The sequence below is a fragment of the Sphingomonas sp. IC-11 genome (assembly GCF_021043365.1).
Lineage (GTDB): Bacteria > Pseudomonadota > Alphaproteobacteria > Sphingomonadales > Sphingomonadaceae > Sphingomonas.
This window is the reverse complement of sequence record NZ_JAJNDU010000001.1, coordinates 1,166,155-1,184,071: the sequence shown is the minus strand read 5'-3', so window position 1 is coordinate 1,184,071 and position 17,917 is coordinate 1,166,155. Positions and strand designations below refer to the sequence as shown.

Annotated in this window: 16 protein-coding genes; 13 read left to right on the top strand and 3 right to left on the bottom strand. The window is 66.1% G+C overall.

All coding sequences use genetic code 11. The annotated features are described in order from the left end of the window. Positions 1-52: 52 nt before the first annotated feature. From cpaB to LQ954_RS05665, 7 genes are all read left to right on the top strand, one after another. Positions 53-1,099 carry a Flp pilus assembly protein CpaB gene (cpaB, locus tag LQ954_RS05695; protein WP_227770438.1) on the top strand — a complete coding sequence of 349 codons (1,047 nt, stop codon included), beginning with the start codon at positions 53-55 and terminating at the stop codon, positions 1,097-1,099. Between the two features lies 1 nt (position 1,100). After that, positions 1,101-2,762 carry a type II and III secretion system protein family protein gene (locus LQ954_RS05690; protein ID WP_231022304.1) on the top strand — a complete coding sequence of 554 codons (1,662 nt, stop codon included), beginning with the start codon at positions 1,101-1,103 and terminating at the stop codon, positions 2,760-2,762. A 23-nt stretch (positions 2,763-2,785) separates the two neighbouring features. Beyond that, positions 2,786-3,433, top strand: a complete 648-nt coding sequence (locus LQ954_RS05685) for a CpaD family pilus assembly protein (protein WP_231022303.1) — start codon at positions 2,786-2,788, stop codon at positions 3,431-3,433. 1 nt (position 3,434) lies between these two features. Next, positions 3,435-4,721, top strand: coding sequence for an AAA family ATPase (locus tag LQ954_RS05680; RefSeq protein ID WP_227770441.1), 1,287 nt, complete (start codon positions 3,435-3,437; stop codon positions 4,719-4,721). A 39-nt stretch (positions 4,722-4,760) separates the two neighbouring features. Next, positions 4,761-5,735: a type II secretion system F family protein gene (locus LQ954_RS05675; protein WP_227770442.1), complete on the top strand. Its 975-nt coding sequence runs from the start codon at positions 4,761-4,763 to the stop codon at positions 5,733-5,735. A gap of 2 nt (positions 5,736-5,737) precedes the next feature. After that, on the top strand, positions 5,738-6,739 hold the full coding sequence (locus LQ954_RS05670) for a type II secretion system F family protein (RefSeq protein WP_231022730.1): 1,002 nt from the start codon (positions 5,738-5,740) through the stop codon (positions 6,737-6,739). A 64-nt stretch (positions 6,740-6,803) separates the two neighbouring features. After that, positions 6,804-7,169: a hypothetical protein gene (locus LQ954_RS05665; protein ID WP_231022302.1), complete on the top strand. Its 366-nt coding sequence runs from the start codon at positions 6,804-6,806 to the stop codon at positions 7,167-7,169. 255 nt (positions 7,170-7,424) lie between these two features. Here the strand turns inward: LQ954_RS05665 and ppdK are convergent, their stop codons facing one another. The 3 genes from ppdK to LQ954_RS05650 all read right to left on the bottom strand — a co-directional run bounded on the left by ppdK (position 7,425) and on the right by LQ954_RS05650 (position 13,156). Continuing rightward, the gene (gene ppdK, locus LQ954_RS05660) at positions 7,425-10,118 is read right to left on the bottom strand and encodes a pyruvate, phosphate dikinase (protein ID WP_227770445.1); all 2,694 of its coding nucleotides are present in this window, start codon (positions 10,116-10,118) and stop codon (positions 7,425-7,427) included. Between the two features lie 102 nt (positions 10,119-10,220). Further along, complete coding sequence (gene glyS / locus LQ954_RS05655) at positions 10,221-12,248, bottom strand: glycine--tRNA ligase subunit beta (RefSeq protein WP_231022301.1); 2,028 nt, start codon at positions 12,246-12,248, stop codon at positions 10,221-10,223. Next, a complete protein-coding gene (locus LQ954_RS05650; RefSeq protein ID WP_231022300.1) occupies positions 12,245-13,156 on the bottom strand; it encodes a glycine--tRNA ligase subunit alpha in 912 nt (303 codons plus the stop codon). The genes glyS and LQ954_RS05650 overlap by 4 nt, the downstream gene beginning before the upstream one ends. An 89-nt stretch (positions 13,157-13,245) precedes the next feature. Here LQ954_RS05650 and LQ954_RS05645 point away from each other — a divergent pair, with 89 nt between their 5' ends. The 6 genes from LQ954_RS05645 to LQ954_RS05620 all read left to right on the top strand — a co-directional run bounded on the left by LQ954_RS05645 (position 13,246) and on the right by LQ954_RS05620 (position 17,916). Continuing rightward, positions 13,246-14,142: a TraB/GumN family protein gene (locus tag LQ954_RS05645; RefSeq protein WP_227770447.1), complete on the top strand. Its 897-nt coding sequence runs from the start codon at positions 13,246-13,248 to the stop codon at positions 14,140-14,142. A gap of 124 nt (positions 14,143-14,266) precedes the next feature. Then, entirely contained in the window at positions 14,267-14,881 is a 615-nt protein-coding gene (locus LQ954_RS05640) for a 50S ribosomal protein L25/general stress protein Ctc (protein WP_231022299.1), read from the top strand. A gap of 124 nt (positions 14,882-15,005) precedes the next feature. After that, positions 15,006-15,575, top strand: a complete 570-nt coding sequence (pth, locus tag LQ954_RS05635; protein WP_231022298.1) for an aminoacyl-tRNA hydrolase — start codon at positions 15,006-15,008, stop codon at positions 15,573-15,575. A gap of 63 nt (positions 15,576-15,638) precedes the next feature. Next, a complete protein-coding gene (proB, locus tag LQ954_RS05630; RefSeq protein WP_231022297.1) occupies positions 15,639-16,739 on the top strand; it encodes a glutamate 5-kinase in 1,101 nt (366 codons plus the stop codon). Then, positions 16,736-17,617 carry an NAD-dependent epimerase/dehydratase family protein gene (locus LQ954_RS05625; RefSeq protein WP_231022296.1) on the top strand — a complete coding sequence of 294 codons (882 nt, stop codon included), beginning with the start codon at positions 16,736-16,738 and terminating at the stop codon, positions 17,615-17,617. Before proB ends, LQ954_RS05625 begins: the two co-directional genes overlap by 4 nt. Before the next feature lie 56 nt (positions 17,618-17,673). Beyond that, on the top strand, positions 17,674-17,916 hold the full coding sequence (locus tag LQ954_RS05620; protein WP_231022295.1) for an acyl carrier protein: 243 nt from the start codon (positions 17,674-17,676) through the stop codon (positions 17,914-17,916). Position 17,917 lies beyond the last annotated feature (1 nt).

Below are 17,917 nucleotides of genomic sequence, written 5' to 3'. Positions count from 1 at the left end.
ACGCCAGCATGGGCAACACTGGCCAGCGCTGATGCGAAAGGCACGATAATTCATGGATAGTCGCAAGGTCATATTGCTGATTGGCGCGTTGTTCGTCGCAGCGATCACTGCCTTCATGGCGCGCTCGCTCATCATGGGCACCAGCGCGCCGCAGGCCGGTGCCGTTCCCGGCGCACCGGCGCCGGTCCCGGCCGGGCCCAAGGTGCTGGTCGCCACGCGCGCCCTGCCCGTCGGGACCATCCTGGACCCCGGTTCGGTGAAGTTCCAGCCTTGGCCAGCCGAGCTCGTCGAAGGCGCCTATTATCAGGAAACGGCCGATTTCGACATGCGCAGCGTGCTCGGCACGGTGGTGCGCAATCAGATCACCGCCGGTCAGCCGATCACGCAGGGCGCGCTGGTGAAGCCCGGCGATCGCGGCTTCCTGGCGGCGGCACTCGGCCCCGGAATGCGGGCGGTGACCGTTCCCGTCTCGACCCAGTCCTCCGTCGCCGGCTTTGTATTCCCGGGCGATCGGATCGACCTGCTGCTGACGCAAAGCGTGGAAGGTGGCGGCGACGGCCCGCCGCTGCGCGTCGCGGAAACGATCCTGCGCAACCTGCGCGTGCTCGCGACCGACCAGCGCACCAACCAGGAGAAGGACGAAACCGGCAACACGGTGGTCCACGCCTTCTCCACGGTGACGATCGAGGCGACGCCGAAGATCGCCGAGCAGATTGCGGTTGCCCAGACCATGGGCACCATCTCCCTGTCGCTTCGCTCCATCGCGGACAACACAGCCGAGCTGGAACAGGCGATTGCCTCGGGGGACGTGAAGGTGCCGGAAGGCAGCGATCCCAAGGCCGAACGAGCGATGATCCTGCAGCTTGCGAGCGCGCCCCAGGCCGGCGATCCCACCTATGCCGTTGGCGCCGACGTATCGCGCTTCCAGCGTCGGACGGTTCCCGGTCGCCCGCAGCAGCAATCAATGATGGTGCCAAACGCCCCCAGCGCGGTCGGACCGACGCCCTACCCCGGCGCACCGGCACGCGTGTCCGGCCCGGTCGTGAGGATCGCGCGCGGCAACAACGTGACCGAAGTGCCGGTCGGAGGGAAGAACTGAGATGCGCGCTTTTTCAAAGCCGGTTCGCCTGTCACTCGCGATCGCGCTTGCAGCAACGACCAGCGCGATCGTGCCAGTGGCAGCGTCGGCGCAGACCGCTGCGGCTCCGGGCACCACGCTTCAGGTCGCGACCAATCGCGGCCGCCTGATCAATCTGCCCCGCCCCATGAGCGATCTGTTCGTGGCCAATCCAGACATCGCCGACGTTCAGGTCCGCTCGCCAACGCAGCTTTATGTGTTCGGCAAGAAATCCGGGGAAACGACGATCTCGGCCACGTCAAAGGCGGGCGCGGTGGTCTATGCCGCGACGGTTCGGGTGGGCAACAATTTCGATTCGCTCGGGCAGATGCTGTCGATGGCGATGCCGGAAGCGGACATTACGCCGACCACGATGAACGGGGTCGTGCTGCTGACCGGTACCGTCGGCAGCCCCGAAGATGCCGCCGAGGCCGAACGGCTGGTGCAGGCATTCGTTGGCGAAGACACCAAGGTGATCAGCCGGCTGCGCACCGCCACCCCGTTGCAGGTCAACCTTCAGGTTCGATTTGCGGAGGTCAATCGCAGCTTCGTGAAGAACATCGGCGCGAACCTCACCACGATCGACGGCACTGGCGGGTTCAAGTTCGGTATCGGCAGCGGCCGGCCGGTCGGCAGCATTACTACCGACCCGCGTCTGCCACTTGGCATTGGCGGGACCGTGCAGGGCTACACGATCGATCCAACCGCGATCACGCTTCTTCCCAACGGCCAAATCGACCCAGCGTCGATCAAATGGGTTCAGAAGGCGGGCACGACCATCACGCCGGGCACGCAGCGCACCACCGTCGGCTTCCTGACGAAGCTCCTCGGTCTCGATCTCGCCGGCGCGCTGGATCTGGGCGAGCGGATCGGCCAGGTCACGAGCCTCGCCAATCCGAACCTGACGGCGCTGTCGGGGGAAACCGGCACCTTCCTGGCAGGCGGTGAAATTCCTATCCCAATCACGCAGGGGCTGGGCGGCGTTGGCGTCGAGTACAAGCAATATGGCGTCAGCCTCGCCTACACGCCCACCGTTCTGTCGGACGGGCGCATCTCGCTTCGCGTGCGCCCCGAAGTGTCGCAGCTGGACTATTCGAACGCAGTGACGGTCGGCGGCGCGCAGGTGCCTGGCCTCACCACGCGCCGGACTGAAACCACCGTGGAACTCGGGTCCGGCCAGAGCTTCATGATCGCCGGCCTGCTGCAGAACAGCCATAACAACTCGATCGAGAAGACGCCGGGCGCGGGCGACATTCCGATCCTGGGTGCGCTGTTCCGCTCCAACGGGTTCCAGCGCAACGAGACCGAGCTGGTGATCGTGATCACCCCTTATCTCGTGCAGCCGGTGAACGGTAATGACATCAAACTGCCGACGGACGGATACAAGTCACCGACCGACGTGGAACGGGTGCTGCTTGGCCAGCTTTCATCAGGCACCAATGGTGGCGAACGGCCCAAGCCGACGATTGAGGCCGGGCCACCGGCCGCACCGGCGATCGGCGCGACCACGCCGATCATGCCGACGGCAGCCGTGCCCCTGGCCGGCAACGGTGCGGACGAAAAGGCCGTCAGTGCCGCAAACGGCGGCAAGGGCAAGAAGAACAAGAAAAACGATGCGCCCGCCCCGGGCTTTTCGTTGAACTGATGGTGACGGTGAGGAACAGCAACATGCTCAAGCGCACTCTCCTCCTCGGCATGGCGCCGGTTCTGATGATCGGCGGATGCGGCGGCGGCACCATCAATCGCGGGCTGGAATCGGTGCACCAGCCGGTCGTTGCCCGCGCTGATTACGCGTTCGACGTTGGCTCTGGTCCGGGCGGGCTTGCTCCGGGTGAGGCAGAGCGGCTGAGCGCGTGGATGGGTTCGCTGAGGGTCGGCTACGGCGATCGCGTCGCGGTGGACGATCCGGCCCGCGACGCGGCGACGCGCGCCGACGTGGCGGCTGCCGCTGCGCGCTTTGGCCTGCTGGTTTCGGACGAGGCGCCCGTCACGCCAGCGTCGATCGCCCAGGGCACCGCTCGCGTCGTCGTCAGCCGTGCGCGCGCCTATGTGCCGGGTTGCCCCGATTACAGCCGCATGTCCGAGCCGAACTTCGGGGCGCACACCTCCTCCAACCATGGTTGCGCCGTGAATTCCAACCTGGCCGCCATGGTCGCCAACCCGACCGACCTGGTTCGCGGCGAGGGCACCAACAGCTCCTATGATCCGGCGGTTGCCAGCAAGGCCATTGACCGGTTCCGCAGGGCAGAGCCGACCGGACGCGGCGGCACCGTCGTCAACGGCGAAAGCACCAGCGGAAACGCGGGGGGCCGTTAAGATGAACGCACCATGGAAGCTTGCAGGCGCTACGAACCGGGAGCCGTTCGTTGCCTATGTCTGTGATGAGAACACCGCCGAGACGCTGCGCCCGGTGGTCAGTGAGATGGGCTGGTCCGCCGAGAAAGTGAACAAGGGCGGCCTGCGCAACGCGGTGCAGTCACTCTCGGTATCCGCCTCCCCGCAGATCCTGTTCGTCGATCTTGCCGAATCCGGCGATCCACTGAACGACATCAACTCCCTCGCCGAAGTCTGCGAGCCGGGCACGATCGTCATCGCCTCTGGCCAAGTGAACGACGTCCGCCTGTATCGCGATCTCGTTTCCAGCGGGATCCAGGACTATCTGCTGAAGCCGCTCAGCCCCGACATGCTGCGCGACGCGTTCAGCCACGCGCAGTTGCTGCTCAACACGCCCAAGGTCGTGGAGAGCGCCAGCGAGCACCCGCATTGCTCGGTTGCGGTGATCGGAACTCGCGGCGGCGCAGGCGCGTCTACCATCGCGACCTCCCTCGCCTGGCTGATGAGTGAGCGCGAGCGCAGGTCCACCGCGCTGCTGGATCTGGATGTCCATTTCGGCACGGGCGCCCTGGCGCTTGATCTCGAACCTGGCCGCGGGCTGACCGACGCCATCGAGAATCCCAGCCGCATCGACGGCCTGTTCATCGAACGGGCGATGGTCCGCGCCTCGGAAAAGCTGGCGGTATTGTCGGCAGAGGCACCGATCACCGCGCCCATCGTGTCCGATGGCGGCGCCTATCTGCAGTTGCAGGAAGAAATGCGCGCGGCATTCGAATGCACGGTGGTGGACCTGCCGCGCAGCATGCTGGTGAGCCATCCGCAGCTCATGAACCAGATGCAAACGGTGGTGATCGTCACCGAGCTGACCCTTGCCGCGGCGCGGGACAGCATCCGCCTGCTCTCCTGGCTGAAGTCCAACGCTCCCGAAGCACAGGTCCTGGTGCTCGCCAACAAGGTGCACCCGTCGGCCCAGCTGGAAATCAGCCGAAAGGACTTCGAAACCTCCATCGAGCGCAAGATCGACTATGTCGTGCCGTTCGACCAGAAGCTGGCCGCGCAGGCCGCGAAGCTGGGCAAGCCGCTCGTCGAAGCTGGCAAGACCACCAAGACGGTCGCGGCAATCGCCGAGATCGTAACTCACCTGTGCTTCATCACCCAGGACGACGCGACGCTCGGCAAGGGTGCCCGCCGTGGCAAGGCCGGCACGTCGCTGATGGGCAAGTTTGCGGATCTTAAAGGGTTGATGCCCAGAAGGCCGGCCAAGAGCTGATCGCGCTCAGGCCCGGAACGTAGGAGAACGGAACCCGACATGCCCCTGTTACCGGTGATTACCTTGGCGGTCGGCGCGCTCGTCACCTTGGGGCTGGTGTACTTCGCCCTGGCCGGCCCTTCCCCCGAACGAGTGGCATCGCGCCGCCTGGATGCCGTGCGGCAGCGTTATTCCGAGGCGCCCGGCGACGCGGTTGAGGCGCAGTTGCGCCGCATCACCGGGCGGGGCGCCACCAAGGCAGACCGCGCGGCCATGCGGTTCCTGCCGCGGCCCGAAGAGTTGCAGAAGCGCCTGAACATGACGGGCAAACCGTGGACGGTTGGCCGCTACGGGGGCATTACCCTTGGCATCTTCGTCGCAACATCGCTGCTCCTGCTGCTGCTGGGCTTTCCCCTGTTACTTGCCCTCTTCCTTGGCTTGGCAGCCGGCGGCGGCATCCCGCACTTCGCCGTGAGTTATGTCATCGGCCGGCGCATCAAGGCCTTCAACGCCAAGTTCCCCGATGCCATCGAGCTCCTGGTCCGTGGTTTGCGCTCGGGCCTGCCGATCACCGAAACCATGTCGGTGGTGGGAAGCGAAGTGAGCGGGCCGGTGGGTGAGGAATTCCGCGCGGTCGCCGACAAGATGAGGATCGGCCGTTCCATGGACGTGGCGCTTCAGGAAACCGCGGATCGCCTCGGCACCGCTGAATTCCAGTTCTTTGTCATCACCATCGCCATCCAGCGCGAAACCGGCGGCAATCTGGCGGAGACGTTGCAGAACCTTGCCACCGTGCTTCGTCTGCGTGGTCAGATGAAGCTGAAGATCCGCGCGATGTCGTCGGAGTCCAAGGCGTCGGCAATGATCATCGGCGCGCTGCCGTTCATCGTGTTCGGCCTGATTTGGTTCATCAACGGCAGCTACATGCAGAAGTTCTTCATGGACGAGCGCCTGATGGTGGCCGGCGTGGGCGGCCTCATCTGGATGAGCATCGGCGCCTTCATCATGTCCAAGATGGTCAATTTCGAGATTTGATGATGGATCCGACACAAGGCCCGACGCTGCTTGGCGTGGACGTAATCTGGGTGGCCACCATCCTTGCGGCGGTCGCGGCGGCAGCGGTGTTCGTCGCCATCTATGCCGCGGTCAGCGTGCGCGATCCGATGACCAAGCGGATCAAGGCGCTGAACGATCGCCGTGAACAGCTGAAGGCTGGCATCACCGCCTCGACCAGCAAGCGGCGGGCGAAACTGGTGCAGAAGAGCGAAAGCGCAGATCGCATCCGGCAGCTGCTGGAGTCGCTCAAGGTCCTTCAGGACAGCCAGCTGAAGGAGGCGCAGACCAAGCTGCTGCAGGCCGGCATTCGAAAGAAGGAATGGGCGGTCGGCGTTATCTTCGGCCGAATGATGCTGCCGATCGTGTTCGGCGGCTTCATGCTCTTCCTGGTTTATGGTACCGACAATTTCGCCCATTGGTCGGCGCTCAAGCGCTACCTCGTCGTCGCGGGCACGTTCATCCTGAGCTACAAAGCGCCGGACATTTACCTCAAGAATCAGATCACCAAGCGATCCGACGCGATCCGCAAGGGATTGCCCGATGCGCTGGATCTGCTCGTCATCTGCGCGGAGGCTGGGCTTACTGTCGATGCTGCTTTTCACCGGGTGGCGAAGGAACTTGGCAAAGCGTACCCCGAACTCGGCGACGAATTCGCGCTGACCGCGATCGAGCTGGGCTTCCTTACCGACCGACGTCTCGCCTTCGAAAACCTTGCTGGCCGCGTCGCGCTGGAGGAAGTGAAAGGCATCGTCACCACGATGGTGCAGACGGAGAAATACGGCACCCCGCTTGCGAGCGCGCTGCGGGTGCTGTCGGGCGAGTTCCGCAACGAACGGATGATGCGCGCGGAAGAAAAGGCAGCCCGCCTGCCCGCCATCATGACGGTGCCATTGATCCTGTTCATTCTTCCGGTGCTGTTCGTCGTCATCCTGGGCCCAGCGGCCTGTTCGATCAGCGACGCGTTCATCGGCGGCAACTTCTAAGGCCTCGCGCCGGCGGAACGCGGACCGTGAACCATCGTTTGACCTGCGTAACAGGAGGAACGCGATGCTCTTCACGACGCCTACGCAATGGCTGGCGCTCGCCGTAGCGCTGATCGCTGGCTGGCTGCTGGGACTGGCGAGCCATCCGGGCGGCCGCAAATGGAAGCAGCGCTACGCCGACGAGCGTGATGTGCATGGCCGCACGCGCAAGGATCTGGACGCAAGACTGGCGGAACGAGACGCGCGCATTGCGGAACTCGAACGCGAGAACGCGCGGTTGGCGCACGCCGCCCCGGTTGCAGCGACGACAACCACGACCACTCCTGTCGCGGCCACGCGGGCGCCCTTGGCGCAGAGCGCGGCACGGCCCGCCGGCACCATGCGCCCGCGGTGGTTTGACTGGAAGAACCGGGTAGGTGCGAACGGCTGAGCGGCCGTTCGTGATCTGAGCTTTGGCTGGTGCCGGGTGGAACTGCCATTCACTCCTGCAATAGCCTGTTTGTGACTTAGGGTCGTGCCCGCCGGAGAGCCGTGGGCTCCGCGGCTGCGCTGCCTACTACGCCTGAAGCCGTGATGAGCGTGCGCGCGGCCTGATGCGTCAAGCGCACTGGACGCCCGCATCGGCTGAGAGAGCTCAACCGCTCGGGCGGACGCCGGTGAACGGCCCCCGCCCTTACCTCTCGTATCAGCCGCGAGCCTTCAACGCTGCCTGCGCTGCGGCGAGGCGAGCGATCGGCACGCGATAAGGCGATGCCGACACGTAATCGAGCCCGACGCTTTCGCAGAAGGCGATCGATGCCGGGTCGCCGCCATGCTCGCCGCAAATGCCGAGCTTCAGCTTCGGCTTGGTCGCCCGGCCGCGCTCAGCCGCCAGCTTCACCAATTCGCCCACGCCCTCGACATCCAGGCTGACGAAAGGATCCTTGGCGTAAATACCCTGCTCCACATAGGAGCCGAGGAACCGGCCAGCGTCGTCGCGGCTGACGCCCAGCGTCGTCTGCGTCAGGTCGTTGGTGCCGAAGGAGAAGAACTCTCCGGCTTCAGCGATCTCCCCGGCGCGCAGCGCAGCGCGGGGCAGTTCGATCATCGTGCCGACCAGATAGTCGATGGTCTTCCCACGTTCCGAGAAAACCGCCTTTGCGGTACGATCGACCACGGCCTTCATCAGCTCCAGTTCGCGCTTGGTGGCGACCAGCGGGATCATGACCTCCGGGATCGGCGCCTCGCCGGACTTGTCCGCGACATCCAGCGCCGCCTCGAAGATCGCCCGAGCCTGCATCTCGTAGATTTCGGGATACGTCACACCGAGCCGGCAGCCGCGATGGCCGAGCATCGGATTGAACTCGTGCAACTCGGCAGCGCGACGCTTCAGCACGTCAATGTCGACACTGGCCGCGGCGGCCACCTCGCTGAACTCCGCCTCTTCATGCGGCAGGAATTCGTGCAGCGGCGGATCCAGCAGGCGCACCGTTACGGGCAGGCCAGCCATCACCTCGAAGATCTCGGCAAAGTCGCTGCGCTGCTCGGGAAGCAGCTTCTCGAGCGCAGCACGGCGACCGGCCTCATCCTCCGCCAGGATCATCTGGCGCACAGCGGTGATCCGGTCAGCCTCGAAGAACATATGCTCCGTGCGGCACAGACCAACGCCTTCCGCGCCGAAATCGCGCGCGGTGCGGCAGTCCAGCGGAGTCTCCGCGTTGGCACGCACCTTCAGGCGGCGAACTTCGTCGGCCCATTCCATCAGCGTCCCGAAATCGCCCGCCAGCTCCGGCTGGATCGTCGCGACTTCGCCCGCCATCACCTCTCCGGTGGCGCCGTCGATCGTCAGGAGGTCACCCTCCCTCACTTCGCGTCCGCCGACACGGGCGATCTTTGCCTTGCTGTCGATCGAGAGCGCACCCGCGCCCGACACGCAGGGACGGCCCATGCCGCGCGCCACCACGGCCGCGTGGCTGGTCATGCCGCCGCGCGCCGTCAGAATGCCCTTCGCGGCGTGCATGCCGTGAATGTCCTCCGGCGAGGTTTCGGTGCGCACGAGGATCACCGCCTTGTTCTCGGCAGCCCACTTCTCGGCGGTGTCCGCATCGAAAACCGCCGCGCCGCTTGCCGCGCCCGGTGATGCCGGCAGGCCCTTGGTCAGGACGTCGCGCGCGGCCTTGGGATCAAGCGTCGGGTGAAGCAGCTGATCAAGCGCCTGCGGGTCGACGCGCGCGATCGCTTCCTCGCGGGTGATCAGGCCTTCGGCCGCCATGTCGACCGCAATCTTCAGCGCGGCCTTCGCCGTCCGCTTGCCCGAGCGCGTCTGGAGCATCCAGAGCTTGCCCTGCTGCACCGTGAACTCGATGTCCTGCATGTCGCGATAATGACGCTCAAGCCGGTCGAACACGGCAGCGAGCTCCGTGTAGGCGTCAGGCAGCGCTTCTTCCATGCTGAGCGGCTTGGCACCCGCATCTTCACGCGCTGCCTTCGTCAGATATTGCGGCGTGCGGATGCCGGCCACCACGTCTTCGCCCTGCGCGTTGATCAGGAACTCGCCGTAATAGGCATTGTGGCCGGTGGACGGATCGCGCGTGAAGGCGACGCCAGTCGCGGACGTATCGCCCATGTTGCCGAAGACCATCGCCTGCACATTAACGGCAGTGCCCCAGCTGCCGGGGATGTCGTTCAGACGGCGATAGACCTTGGCCCGGTCCGACTGCCACGAGCCGAACACCGCGCCAATCGCGCCCCAGAGCTGGTCGTGCACATCCTGCGGGAACGGCTTGCCCTGCTGTTCCTCGACCAGGCCCTTGAACTCGGCGACAAGCGCCTTCCAGTCGGCAGCGGACAGTTCCGTGTCGAGCGTGAAGCCCTTGTCTTCCTTGGCAACCTCCAGCGCTTCTTCAAAGGCACCGTGGTCCAGGCCGAGCACCACGTCCGAATACATCTGGATGAACCGGCGATAGCTGTCCCACGCGAACCGCTCGTCGCCGCTCGCGCTGGCGAGCCCCTCAACCGTCTCGTCATTGAGGCCGAGGTTGAGAACGGTGTCCATCATGCCTGGCATCGACACGCGGGCGCCCGAGCGAACGGAAACCAGCAGCGGGTCCGACGCATCGCCGAACTTCTTGCCAGTGATCCCCTCGATATGGGCGATGCCGTTGGCCACTTCGTCGCGCAGGCTCTGCGGGAAGGCTTCGCCCTCCTCGTAATAGCGCGTGCACATGGCGGTGCTGATGGTGAAGCCCGGCGGCACCGGCAGGCCGATCGACGCCATTTCGGCGAGGTTCGCACCCTTGCCGCCCAAGAGGTTCTTGTCCCCGCTCCCGCCGTCGGACACGCCGCCCCCAAAGCGGTAGACGTACCGTTCATCCGCCTGGGTCTTAACCGCGGTTGCCATGGGTTATCGCCTCCTGAATCTCGTTATTGCGCCGCAACACACGTCCAGACGCCGGATTGCAAGCGCAAAGCGGCACCTAAGTAGATGTAACCGTTTACCCGCTCATCCCTCGATGCGGGAGAAATCGGCAACACCGTGAACGGCAGCCCGAACCCGCGCCAGCAACGCCAGGCGGCCGGCACGCTTGTTCGAATCTGCATCGTTTACGGTGACTTGATCGAAGAACGAGTCAATGGGGGCGCGCAAGGTGGCCAGTGCCGCCATTGCTGCTTCGAAATCCTCGTTCGCGATCGCGTTGGCTGACGCAGGTTCGGCCGCATCCAACGCGGCGACCAGCGCCGCTTCGGCCGGTTCGCGGTCATAATCGGCCCCGGATGGCGCGCCGTCGGCCAGATAATCTTCCTTCTTCAGGATATTGGCCGCGCGCTTGTATCCGGCGAGCAGGTTCGCGCCATCCTCGGTCCCAACGAACGACTGCAACGCCTTCACCCGCGCGAGCAGGCGGACGAGATCATCCTCGCCGCCGAGCGCGAACACCGCGTCGATCAGGTCGTGGCGAACGCCGGCTTCGCGCTGTTGGACCTTGAGGCGGTCGGCGAAGAAATCGAGCACGTCGCCGTTGGCGATCCGCGACAGCGAGAAGCGGAGGCCGTTGTCGAGGATCAGCGCAAGGATGCCCAGCGCGGAGCGGCGAAGCGCGAACGGATCCTTGGAGCCGCTGGGCTTCAGATCGGCGCCGAAGAACTGGGTGATGCTGTCGAGCTTGTCCGCCAGCGAGACCGCGACCGTCACCGGGGCGGTGGGGACGTCGTCGCCCTGCCCCACGGGCTTGTAGTGGTCGCGGATCGCCTCGGCGACCTCGGCGGGTTCGCCCTGCGCGGCGGCGTAATAGCCGCCCATCAGGCCCTGGAGCTCGGGGAATTCGCCGACCATGCCGGTGACGAGATCAGCCTTGGCGAGGCGCGCGGCGCGTTCGGCGAGGTCGGGGTTGGCGCCCTTGACGATGCCTTCCTCGGCCAGCCAGCGGGCGAGCTTCGCCACGCGATCGACCTTGTCGGCGACGGTGCCGAGCTTTTCGTGGAAGACGATCTTTTCGAGCTTTGTCGCCTGATCGGCGAGCGGAACCTTCAGGTCCGTCTCGTAGAAGAAGCGCGCGTCGGAGAGGCGCGCGGCGAGCACCTTGCGGTTGCCCTCCACGATCCGCTCGCCGCCATCGGCCGCGTCGATGTTCGCGGTGCAGACGAAGGCGTTGGCGAGCTTCCCGCCGGCGTCGCGGCAGACGAAATACTTCTGGTTCACGCGCGCGGTGAGCTGGATCACCTCGGGCGGCACGTCGAGGAACGCCTCGTCGAAGCGGCCGAGCAGCGGCACGGGCCATTCGGTGAGGCCGGCGTTCTCGCTGACCAGCCCCTCATCCTCGATCAGCGTGAGGCCAGCCATGTTCGCGGCAAGCTTCGCGCCGAGCGCGATCGTGGCCCGCCGCTCGTTCTGGTCGACGATGACGTGGCAGGCGCGCAGCTTCTCGACATAATCGGATGCGCTGCCGATGGTGAGGACGCCCGGGTGGTGGAAGCGGTGGCCGACGGTGGCCGTGCCGCTTTCGACGCCGGCGATGGCGCACGGCACCACATCGACACCGAACAGCGCGATGATGCCCTGCAGCGGGCGAACCCAGCGCAGGCTTTCGGTCGAGATCGAGGCATCGCCCCAGCGCATCGACTTGGGCCAGGGGAAGGCGCGGATGATCGCGGGGATGGTCTCCGCCAGCACGTCGGCGGTTGCACGGCCCGGCTTGTCGATCACCGCGAACAGGGTGGCGCGGCCCTTCACCTCGCGCGTCTGGAGCGCGTCGCGGGTAAGGCCCGCCTTGCGGAGGAAGCCTTCGACGGCAGCGTCAGGCGCGTCGGCGGGCGGGCCCTTCAACTCCTCGCTCACCGCTTGCGTCTGCGCGGGTAGATCGCGGGCAATCAGCGCGAGACGGCGCGGGGTCGCGTAGGTGACGAGTTCGGCGGCCTTCAGCCCCGCCTTGTCCAGTTCAGCGGCGAACAGGCGGGCGAGATCCTCGCGCGCCTTGTCCTGCATGCGCGCCGGGATTTCCTCCGAGCGCAGTTCGAGCAGAAAATCGGTCATGCCGCGCTCCAGTTCGGGAAGCGGGCTTTCCAGCCCTCGGCATTCTTTTCCATATACGCCGTGCAGGCACCCTTCGCGAGATCGCGGACGCGGCCGATATAGGCCTGACGCTCGGCGACGGAGATGACGCCGCGCGCGTTCAGCAGGTTGAAGATGTGGCTTGCCTCGATCGCCTGCTCATAGGCCGGGATCGGCAGCTTCGCGGCGAGGCAATTCTCGCACTCGGCCGCGGCCTTGCGGAACAGGTCGAACAAGGTGTCGGTATCGGCGACCTCGAAATTCCAGGTCGACATCTGCCGCTCATTCTCGAGGAACACGTCGCCATAGGAAACGCCTGCGTCGTTGAAGCGCAGGTCGTACACATTGTCGACGTTCTGGATGTACATCGCCAGCCGTTCGAGCCCGTAGGTGAGCTCGCCCGCGACCGGCTTGCAGTCAAAGCCGCCCATCTGCTGGAAATAGGTGAACTGGGTCACCTCCATCCCGTCGCACCACACTTCCCAGCCGAGGCCCCAGGCGCCCAGGGTAGGGCTTTCCCAGTCATCCTCGACGAAGCGGATGTCGTGCCGTGTGAAATCGATGCCGATCGCCGCGAGGCTGCCGAGATACAGCTCTTGAAGGTCGGGCGGGCTGGGCTTCAGGATCACCTGATACTGGTAATAATGCTGCAGCCGGTTCGGGTTCTCGCCATAGCGGCCGTCGGTCGGGCGGCGGCTGGGCTGGACAAAGGCGGCGTTCCACGGATCGGGCCCTAGGGCGCGCAGCGTCGTCGCCGGGTGAAAGGTGCCCGCGCCCATGCGCATGTCATAGGGTTGCAGAATGGCGCAGCCCCGCGCTCCCCAATAGGAATGGAGGCGCAGGATCATGTCCTGGAAGCTCAATGGCGCGTCTGTTGAGGTGGCGTTCATCGCGCGGCGGGCAATGGCGGATGGCTCGCCAACAGGCAAGGGCCACGCTAGGCTCGTCCGTGCCCCGATCAGGAAGGTTGCATAAACCCGTGTTCCGTCCCTTCATCTCGCTATTCGCTTCCGTCGGCCTCGCCTTCACCCTGCCCGCATGTGCACAACCCGCCCCGGCGCCGCAGAAGGATGCCGATCCCGCGCTCTGGGTCGTGCGGGACAAGGACACGACGATCTACCTCTTCGGCACCATCCACGTCCTGAAACCTGGACTGACGTGGTTTGATGAAGCGGTGAAGAAGGCGTTCGATCGTTCGGGCACGCTGGTGCTGGAAATGGTGGAGCCGGACCAGGAGACCCAGCAGAAGGTGGTCGTCTCCAAGGCATTCGATCCGGTCGGCCCGACGCTTGTCGAAAAGCTGCCGGCGGAAAAACGGGCGGCGTTCGTGAAGGCGCTGGAGGACAACAAGCTCCCGCGTGCCTCGTTCGAGCGGATGCAGCCGTGGTTCGCCGCGATCAGCCTGTCCGTGCTGCCCGTACAGAAGCTCGGCTATGACGCCGGAAACGGGCCGGAAGGGGTGCTGACCCGCGCGGCCAAGGCGCAGAAGAAACAAGTGATGGGCCTGGAAACGTTCGAGGGGCAGATGTCGATCTTCGACTCGCTGTCGCAGAAGGCGCAACTGCAACTGCTCAGCTCCACCGTCGAGGAACTGCCGAAGGCAGGTGAGACGATGGACCGGATGGTTGAGGATTGGGCCAAGGGCAACCCGGACGGCCTCGCCGCGACCATGAATGAAAGCCTGAAGGACTCGCCGGAGGTGAGCAAGGCGCTGCTGGTCGATCGCAACGCCAAATGGGCCGAGTGGATCGCGGAGCGGATGCGGACCCCCGGCCGGGTATTCATCGCGGTCGGCGCCGGCCATCTGGCCGGGCCGCAGAGCGTCCAGGCACAATTGGGCAAGTACAAGCTGAAGGCGGTACGGGTGAAGTACTGACCGCTGACGCCATGCCGGGAGGATTGCCTTTCGCGCCCCTCCCCGCTATGCGCGCCCGCTTCCGGCCATGGTCATCCCTGGAGGCGTGGCGCGGAAGGACAAACATGAGTTTCGGAGAATATTGATGAGCGACCAGCTGACGCTCGCAGCCGAGACGCGTGACCGGGTTGGCAAGGGAGCCTCCCGTGCACTGCGTCGTGCAGGCCGCGTACCCGCCGTGATCTACGGCCAGAACAAGGAACCCACCTCGATCCATCTCGAGGAAAAGGCGCTTGTGAAGGCGCTGGGCACCGGCCACTTCATGAACACCCTCGTGATGATCAACGGCGAGCGCACCCTGCCCAAGGACGTGCACTTCCACGCCGTGACTGACCGTCCGGTCCACGTCGACTTCCTGCGCATTTCCGCGCACACGACCGTCACCGTTGCAGTGCCGGTGGTGTTCGTTGACGAGGAAGAAGCGCCTGGCCTGAAGAAGGGCGGCGTGCTGAACGTCGTTCGTCACGAGCTGGAGCTGGTGTGCGACGCGGCCGAAATCCCGTCGGAAGTCACCATCTCGCTCAAGGGCCTGGACGTGGGCGATTCGCTCCACATCTCCGCCGTCACGCTGCCGAACGGCACGCAGTCGGCGATCGACGATCGCGATTTCACCATCGCGACCGTTGTTGCTCCGTCGGCCCTGAAGTCGGCCGAGGGCGACACGTCGACCGAAGCGGCTGAGGACGCTGCTGGCGAGTAACATCGCCGTTCGCCGTCTGTTGGCGGCGCGGTTTCGCGGGCGGGTGGCGGCAACGCCCCCGCCCGTTTTCGTTTGGGCGCCAGTGATACGCCAGTGATACGCCAGTGATACGATGGGATCGGTGATGCAGCTATGGGTCGGCCTGGGCAATCCGGGCCCGCAATATGCGATGCAGCGGCACAATGTGGGCTTCATGGCGCTCGACGCGATTGCCGAAGTGCATGATTTCGGCGCCACGGCGAAGAAGTTCCAGGGCTGGGTGCGCGAGGGCCGGCTGGGCAACCAGAAGGTGCTGCTGCTGAAGCCCGCGACCTTCATGAACGAGAGCGGCCGCAGCGTTGCCGAGGCGCTGCGCTTCTACAAGCTGGGCGTCGAGGCGCTGACCGTGTTTCACGACGAGCTCGACCTTGCGCCGATGAAGGTGAAGGTGCGGATGGGCGGCGGCCTCGCGGGGCACAATGGCCTGCGCTCGATCGACCAGCATCTGGGGCCGGAGTTTCGCCGCGTACGTATCGGCATCGGGCATCCAGGGCACAAGGACCGCGTGACCGGCCATGTCCTTGGTAACTACGCCAAGAATGAGGTCGATCCGCTGAGCGATCTGCTGGGGGCACTTGCTGCGGAGGCACCGACGCTGGCGGCCGGGGATGATGTGCGGTTCATGAACGACGTGGCGCTGCGGTTGCAGGGCTGACGGCGCCGCCCGCCCTTCCCGCGGCCTTTCCCATTGACGCGACGCGCGATAACGGATCGAGCCATGTTGTTTCCGCCTGCTTCCTGCCCGCGCCTCGTGGTGAAGATCGGCTCGGCGCTCCTCGTCGACCCATCGGGCGCGGTGCGGCGGGACTGGCTGGCGGGCATTGCCGCCGATGTCGCGGCGCGCGCCGAGGCCGGCCAGCAGGTGGCGATCGTTTCGTCGGGCGCGATCGCGCTGGGCGCGCGGCGGCTGGGGCTGCCGCGTGGCGGTCGGGCGAGCCTGGAGGATGCGCAGGCGGCGGCGGCAACGGGGCAGATCGCGCTCAGCCAGACTTGGGCCGAGGTGCTGGCCGCCAACGGACTGACCGCCGCGCAGATGCTGGTGACGCTGGACGATCTGGAGGATCGCCGGCGCTATCTGAACGCCGCGGCGACGCTGGGCCGGCTGCTGCAGCTTGGTACCGTGCCCGTCATCAACGAGAATGACAGCGTGGCGACGGCCGAGATCCGCTTTGGCGACAATGATCGCCTTGCCGCGCGGGTGGCGCAGGCGGCGGGGGCGGACGGCGTGGTGCTGCTGTCCGACATCGACGGCCTCTACGATCGCAATCCGGCGCAGCCCGGCGCGGTCCACATCCCGGAAGTGGCGCAGATCGACGCACGGATCGCCGCGATGGCGGACGATGGCTCCGCCTCCGGCATGGGATCGGGCGGGATGGTGTCGAAGATCGCCGCGGCGCGGATCGCGACCGGCGCAGGCGTTTCGCTGGCGATTGCCTCGGGCCGGGTTGACCGGCCGCTGTCGACGCAGGCGCGGCACACGATCTTCCTGCCCGAGAAGCGCGCGCGGGCACGCAAGGCCTGGCTGGCGGGACGGCTGACCGCCAATGGCGTCATTACGGTGGATGCCGGCGCGGCGCAGGCGCTGGCGGCGGGGCGCAGCCTGCTGGCGGCGGGGGCGACCGCCGTCTCGGGCGATTTCGCGCGCGGCGACGTGGTGACGATCGCCGGCCCCGACGGGCCGATCGCGCGCGGGCTGGCGGAATATGACGCGGGCGAGATGCAGCGCCTGCTCGGCCGGCGCAGCGAGGAGCAGGAGGCGTTGCTCGGCTATGCGCCGCGATCTGCGCTGATCCACCGCAACCATATGGCGCTGCTGTGATCCTGGCGCTTACCGGCGGGACCGGCTTTGTCGGCCGGGCGACGATCGAGGCGGCGCTGGCGGCGGGGCATGAGGTCCGTGCGCTCACACGCCGACCGCAGCCGGCGCGCGACGGCGTTACCTGGGTGGCAGGCGCGCTGGACGATGCCGCGAGCCTCGCGGCGCTGGTCGAGGGCGCAGATGCGGTCATCCATATCGCGGGCGTGGTCAATGCGCCCGACAAGGCGGGCTTTGTCGCCGGTAATATCGAGGGCACGCGCAGGCTGGTGGCGGCGACGGGCGTGCGGCGGCTGGTGCATGTGTCCTCGCTGTCGGCGCGCGAGCCGCAGCTGTCGATCTACGGCTGGTCGAAGCGCGAGGCGGAGACGATCGTTGCTGAGAGCGCGAGCGACTGGACGATCGTGCGCCCGACCGGCGTCTATGGCCCGGGGGACACGGAGATGCGCGACATGTTCCGGCTGGCGCGACTGGGCCTTGCCTTCCTGCCGCCGCCGGGACGCGTGTCGCTGATCCATGTCGAGGATCTGGCGCGGCTGCTGGTCCTGCTCGCCGAACGACCGGGCGAGCATGAATTGTACGAGGTCGACGATGGCGAGACGCTGACGCACGCCGATCTTGCCGCCGCGATCGGTCGCGCGGTGGGGCGGCGGGTGATGCCGATGCATTTGCCCAAGCCGCTGATGCGGGTCGCGGCGCGGATCGACCGCAAGTTGCGCGGCGACGGCGCCAAGCTGACGCTCGACCGGGTCGAGTATCTCAGCCACCCCGACTGGACGGCGCGCGCCGATCATCGCCCGGCGCCCACGCTGTGGACCCCGCAGATCCCACTCGACCAGGGCATGGCGCAGACCGCGCGGGCGTACGCCATCGCAGGATGACCACGCTACCGCCGCATTCGATTGGCACCTCGCCCGCTTGCAGCTAAGGACCCGGCATGAGCGACCGCGACAGCATCTTCGACACCGTGAAGGCCCAGATCGAACCCTTCAACAAGAAGGGCGTGACGGTGACCGAGGCCACCACGTTCCAGGGCGATCTCGAATGGGATTCGCTGACCGTCATGGATTTCGTCGCCGCGATCGAGGACGAATTCGACATCATCATCACGATGAACATGCAGGCAGAGATCGAAACGGTCGGCCAGCTTGCTGATGCCGTCGCCAAGCTGAAGAGTTGAG

What these genes read in the sequence shown, in the direction of transcription:
- cpaB (WP_227770438.1), top strand. Translation starts at nt 53, where the DNA reads ATGGATAGTCGCAAGGTCATATTGCTGATTGGCGCGTTGTTCGTCGCA.
- LQ954_RS05690 (WP_231022304.1), top strand. Translation starts at nt 1,101, where the DNA reads ATGCGCGCTTTTTCAAAGCCGGTTCGCCTGTCACTCGCGATCGCGCTT.
- LQ954_RS05685 (WP_231022303.1), top strand. Translation starts at nt 2,786, where the DNA reads ATGCTCAAGCGCACTCTCCTCCTCGGCATGGCGCCGGTTCTGATGATC.
- LQ954_RS05680 (WP_227770441.1), top strand. Translation starts at nt 3,435, where the DNA reads ATGAACGCACCATGGAAGCTTGCAGGCGCTACGAACCGGGAGCCGTTC.
- LQ954_RS05675 (WP_227770442.1), top strand. Translation starts at nt 4,761, where the DNA reads ATGCCCCTGTTACCGGTGATTACCTTGGCGGTCGGCGCGCTCGTCACC.
- LQ954_RS05670 (WP_231022730.1), top strand. Translation starts at nt 5,738, where the DNA reads ATGGATCCGACACAAGGCCCGACGCTGCTTGGCGTGGACGTAATCTGG.
- LQ954_RS05665 (WP_231022302.1), top strand. Translation starts at nt 6,804, where the DNA reads ATGCTCTTCACGACGCCTACGCAATGGCTGGCGCTCGCCGTAGCGCTG.
- ppdK (WP_227770445.1), bottom strand. Translation starts at nt 10,118, where the DNA reads ATGGCAACCGCGGTTAAGACCCAGGCGGATGAACGGTACGTCTACCGC.
- glyS (WP_231022301.1), bottom strand. Translation starts at nt 12,248, where the DNA reads ATGACCGATTTTCTGCTCGAACTGCGCTCGGAGGAAATCCCGGCGCGC.
- LQ954_RS05650 (WP_231022300.1), bottom strand. Translation starts at nt 13,156, where the DNA reads ATGAACGCCACCTCAACAGACGCGCCATTGAGCTTCCAGGACATGATC.
- LQ954_RS05640 (WP_231022299.1), top strand. Translation starts at nt 14,267, where the DNA reads ATGAGCGACCAGCTGACGCTCGCAGCCGAGACGCGTGACCGGGTTGGC.
- pth (WP_231022298.1), top strand. Translation starts at nt 15,006, where the DNA reads ATGCAGCTATGGGTCGGCCTGGGCAATCCGGGCCCGCAATATGCGATG.
- proB (WP_231022297.1), top strand. Translation starts at nt 15,639, where the DNA reads ATGTTGTTTCCGCCTGCTTCCTGCCCGCGCCTCGTGGTGAAGATCGGC.
- LQ954_RS05620 (WP_231022295.1), top strand. Translation starts at nt 17,674, where the DNA reads ATGAGCGACCGCGACAGCATCTTCGACACCGTGAAGGCCCAGATCGAA.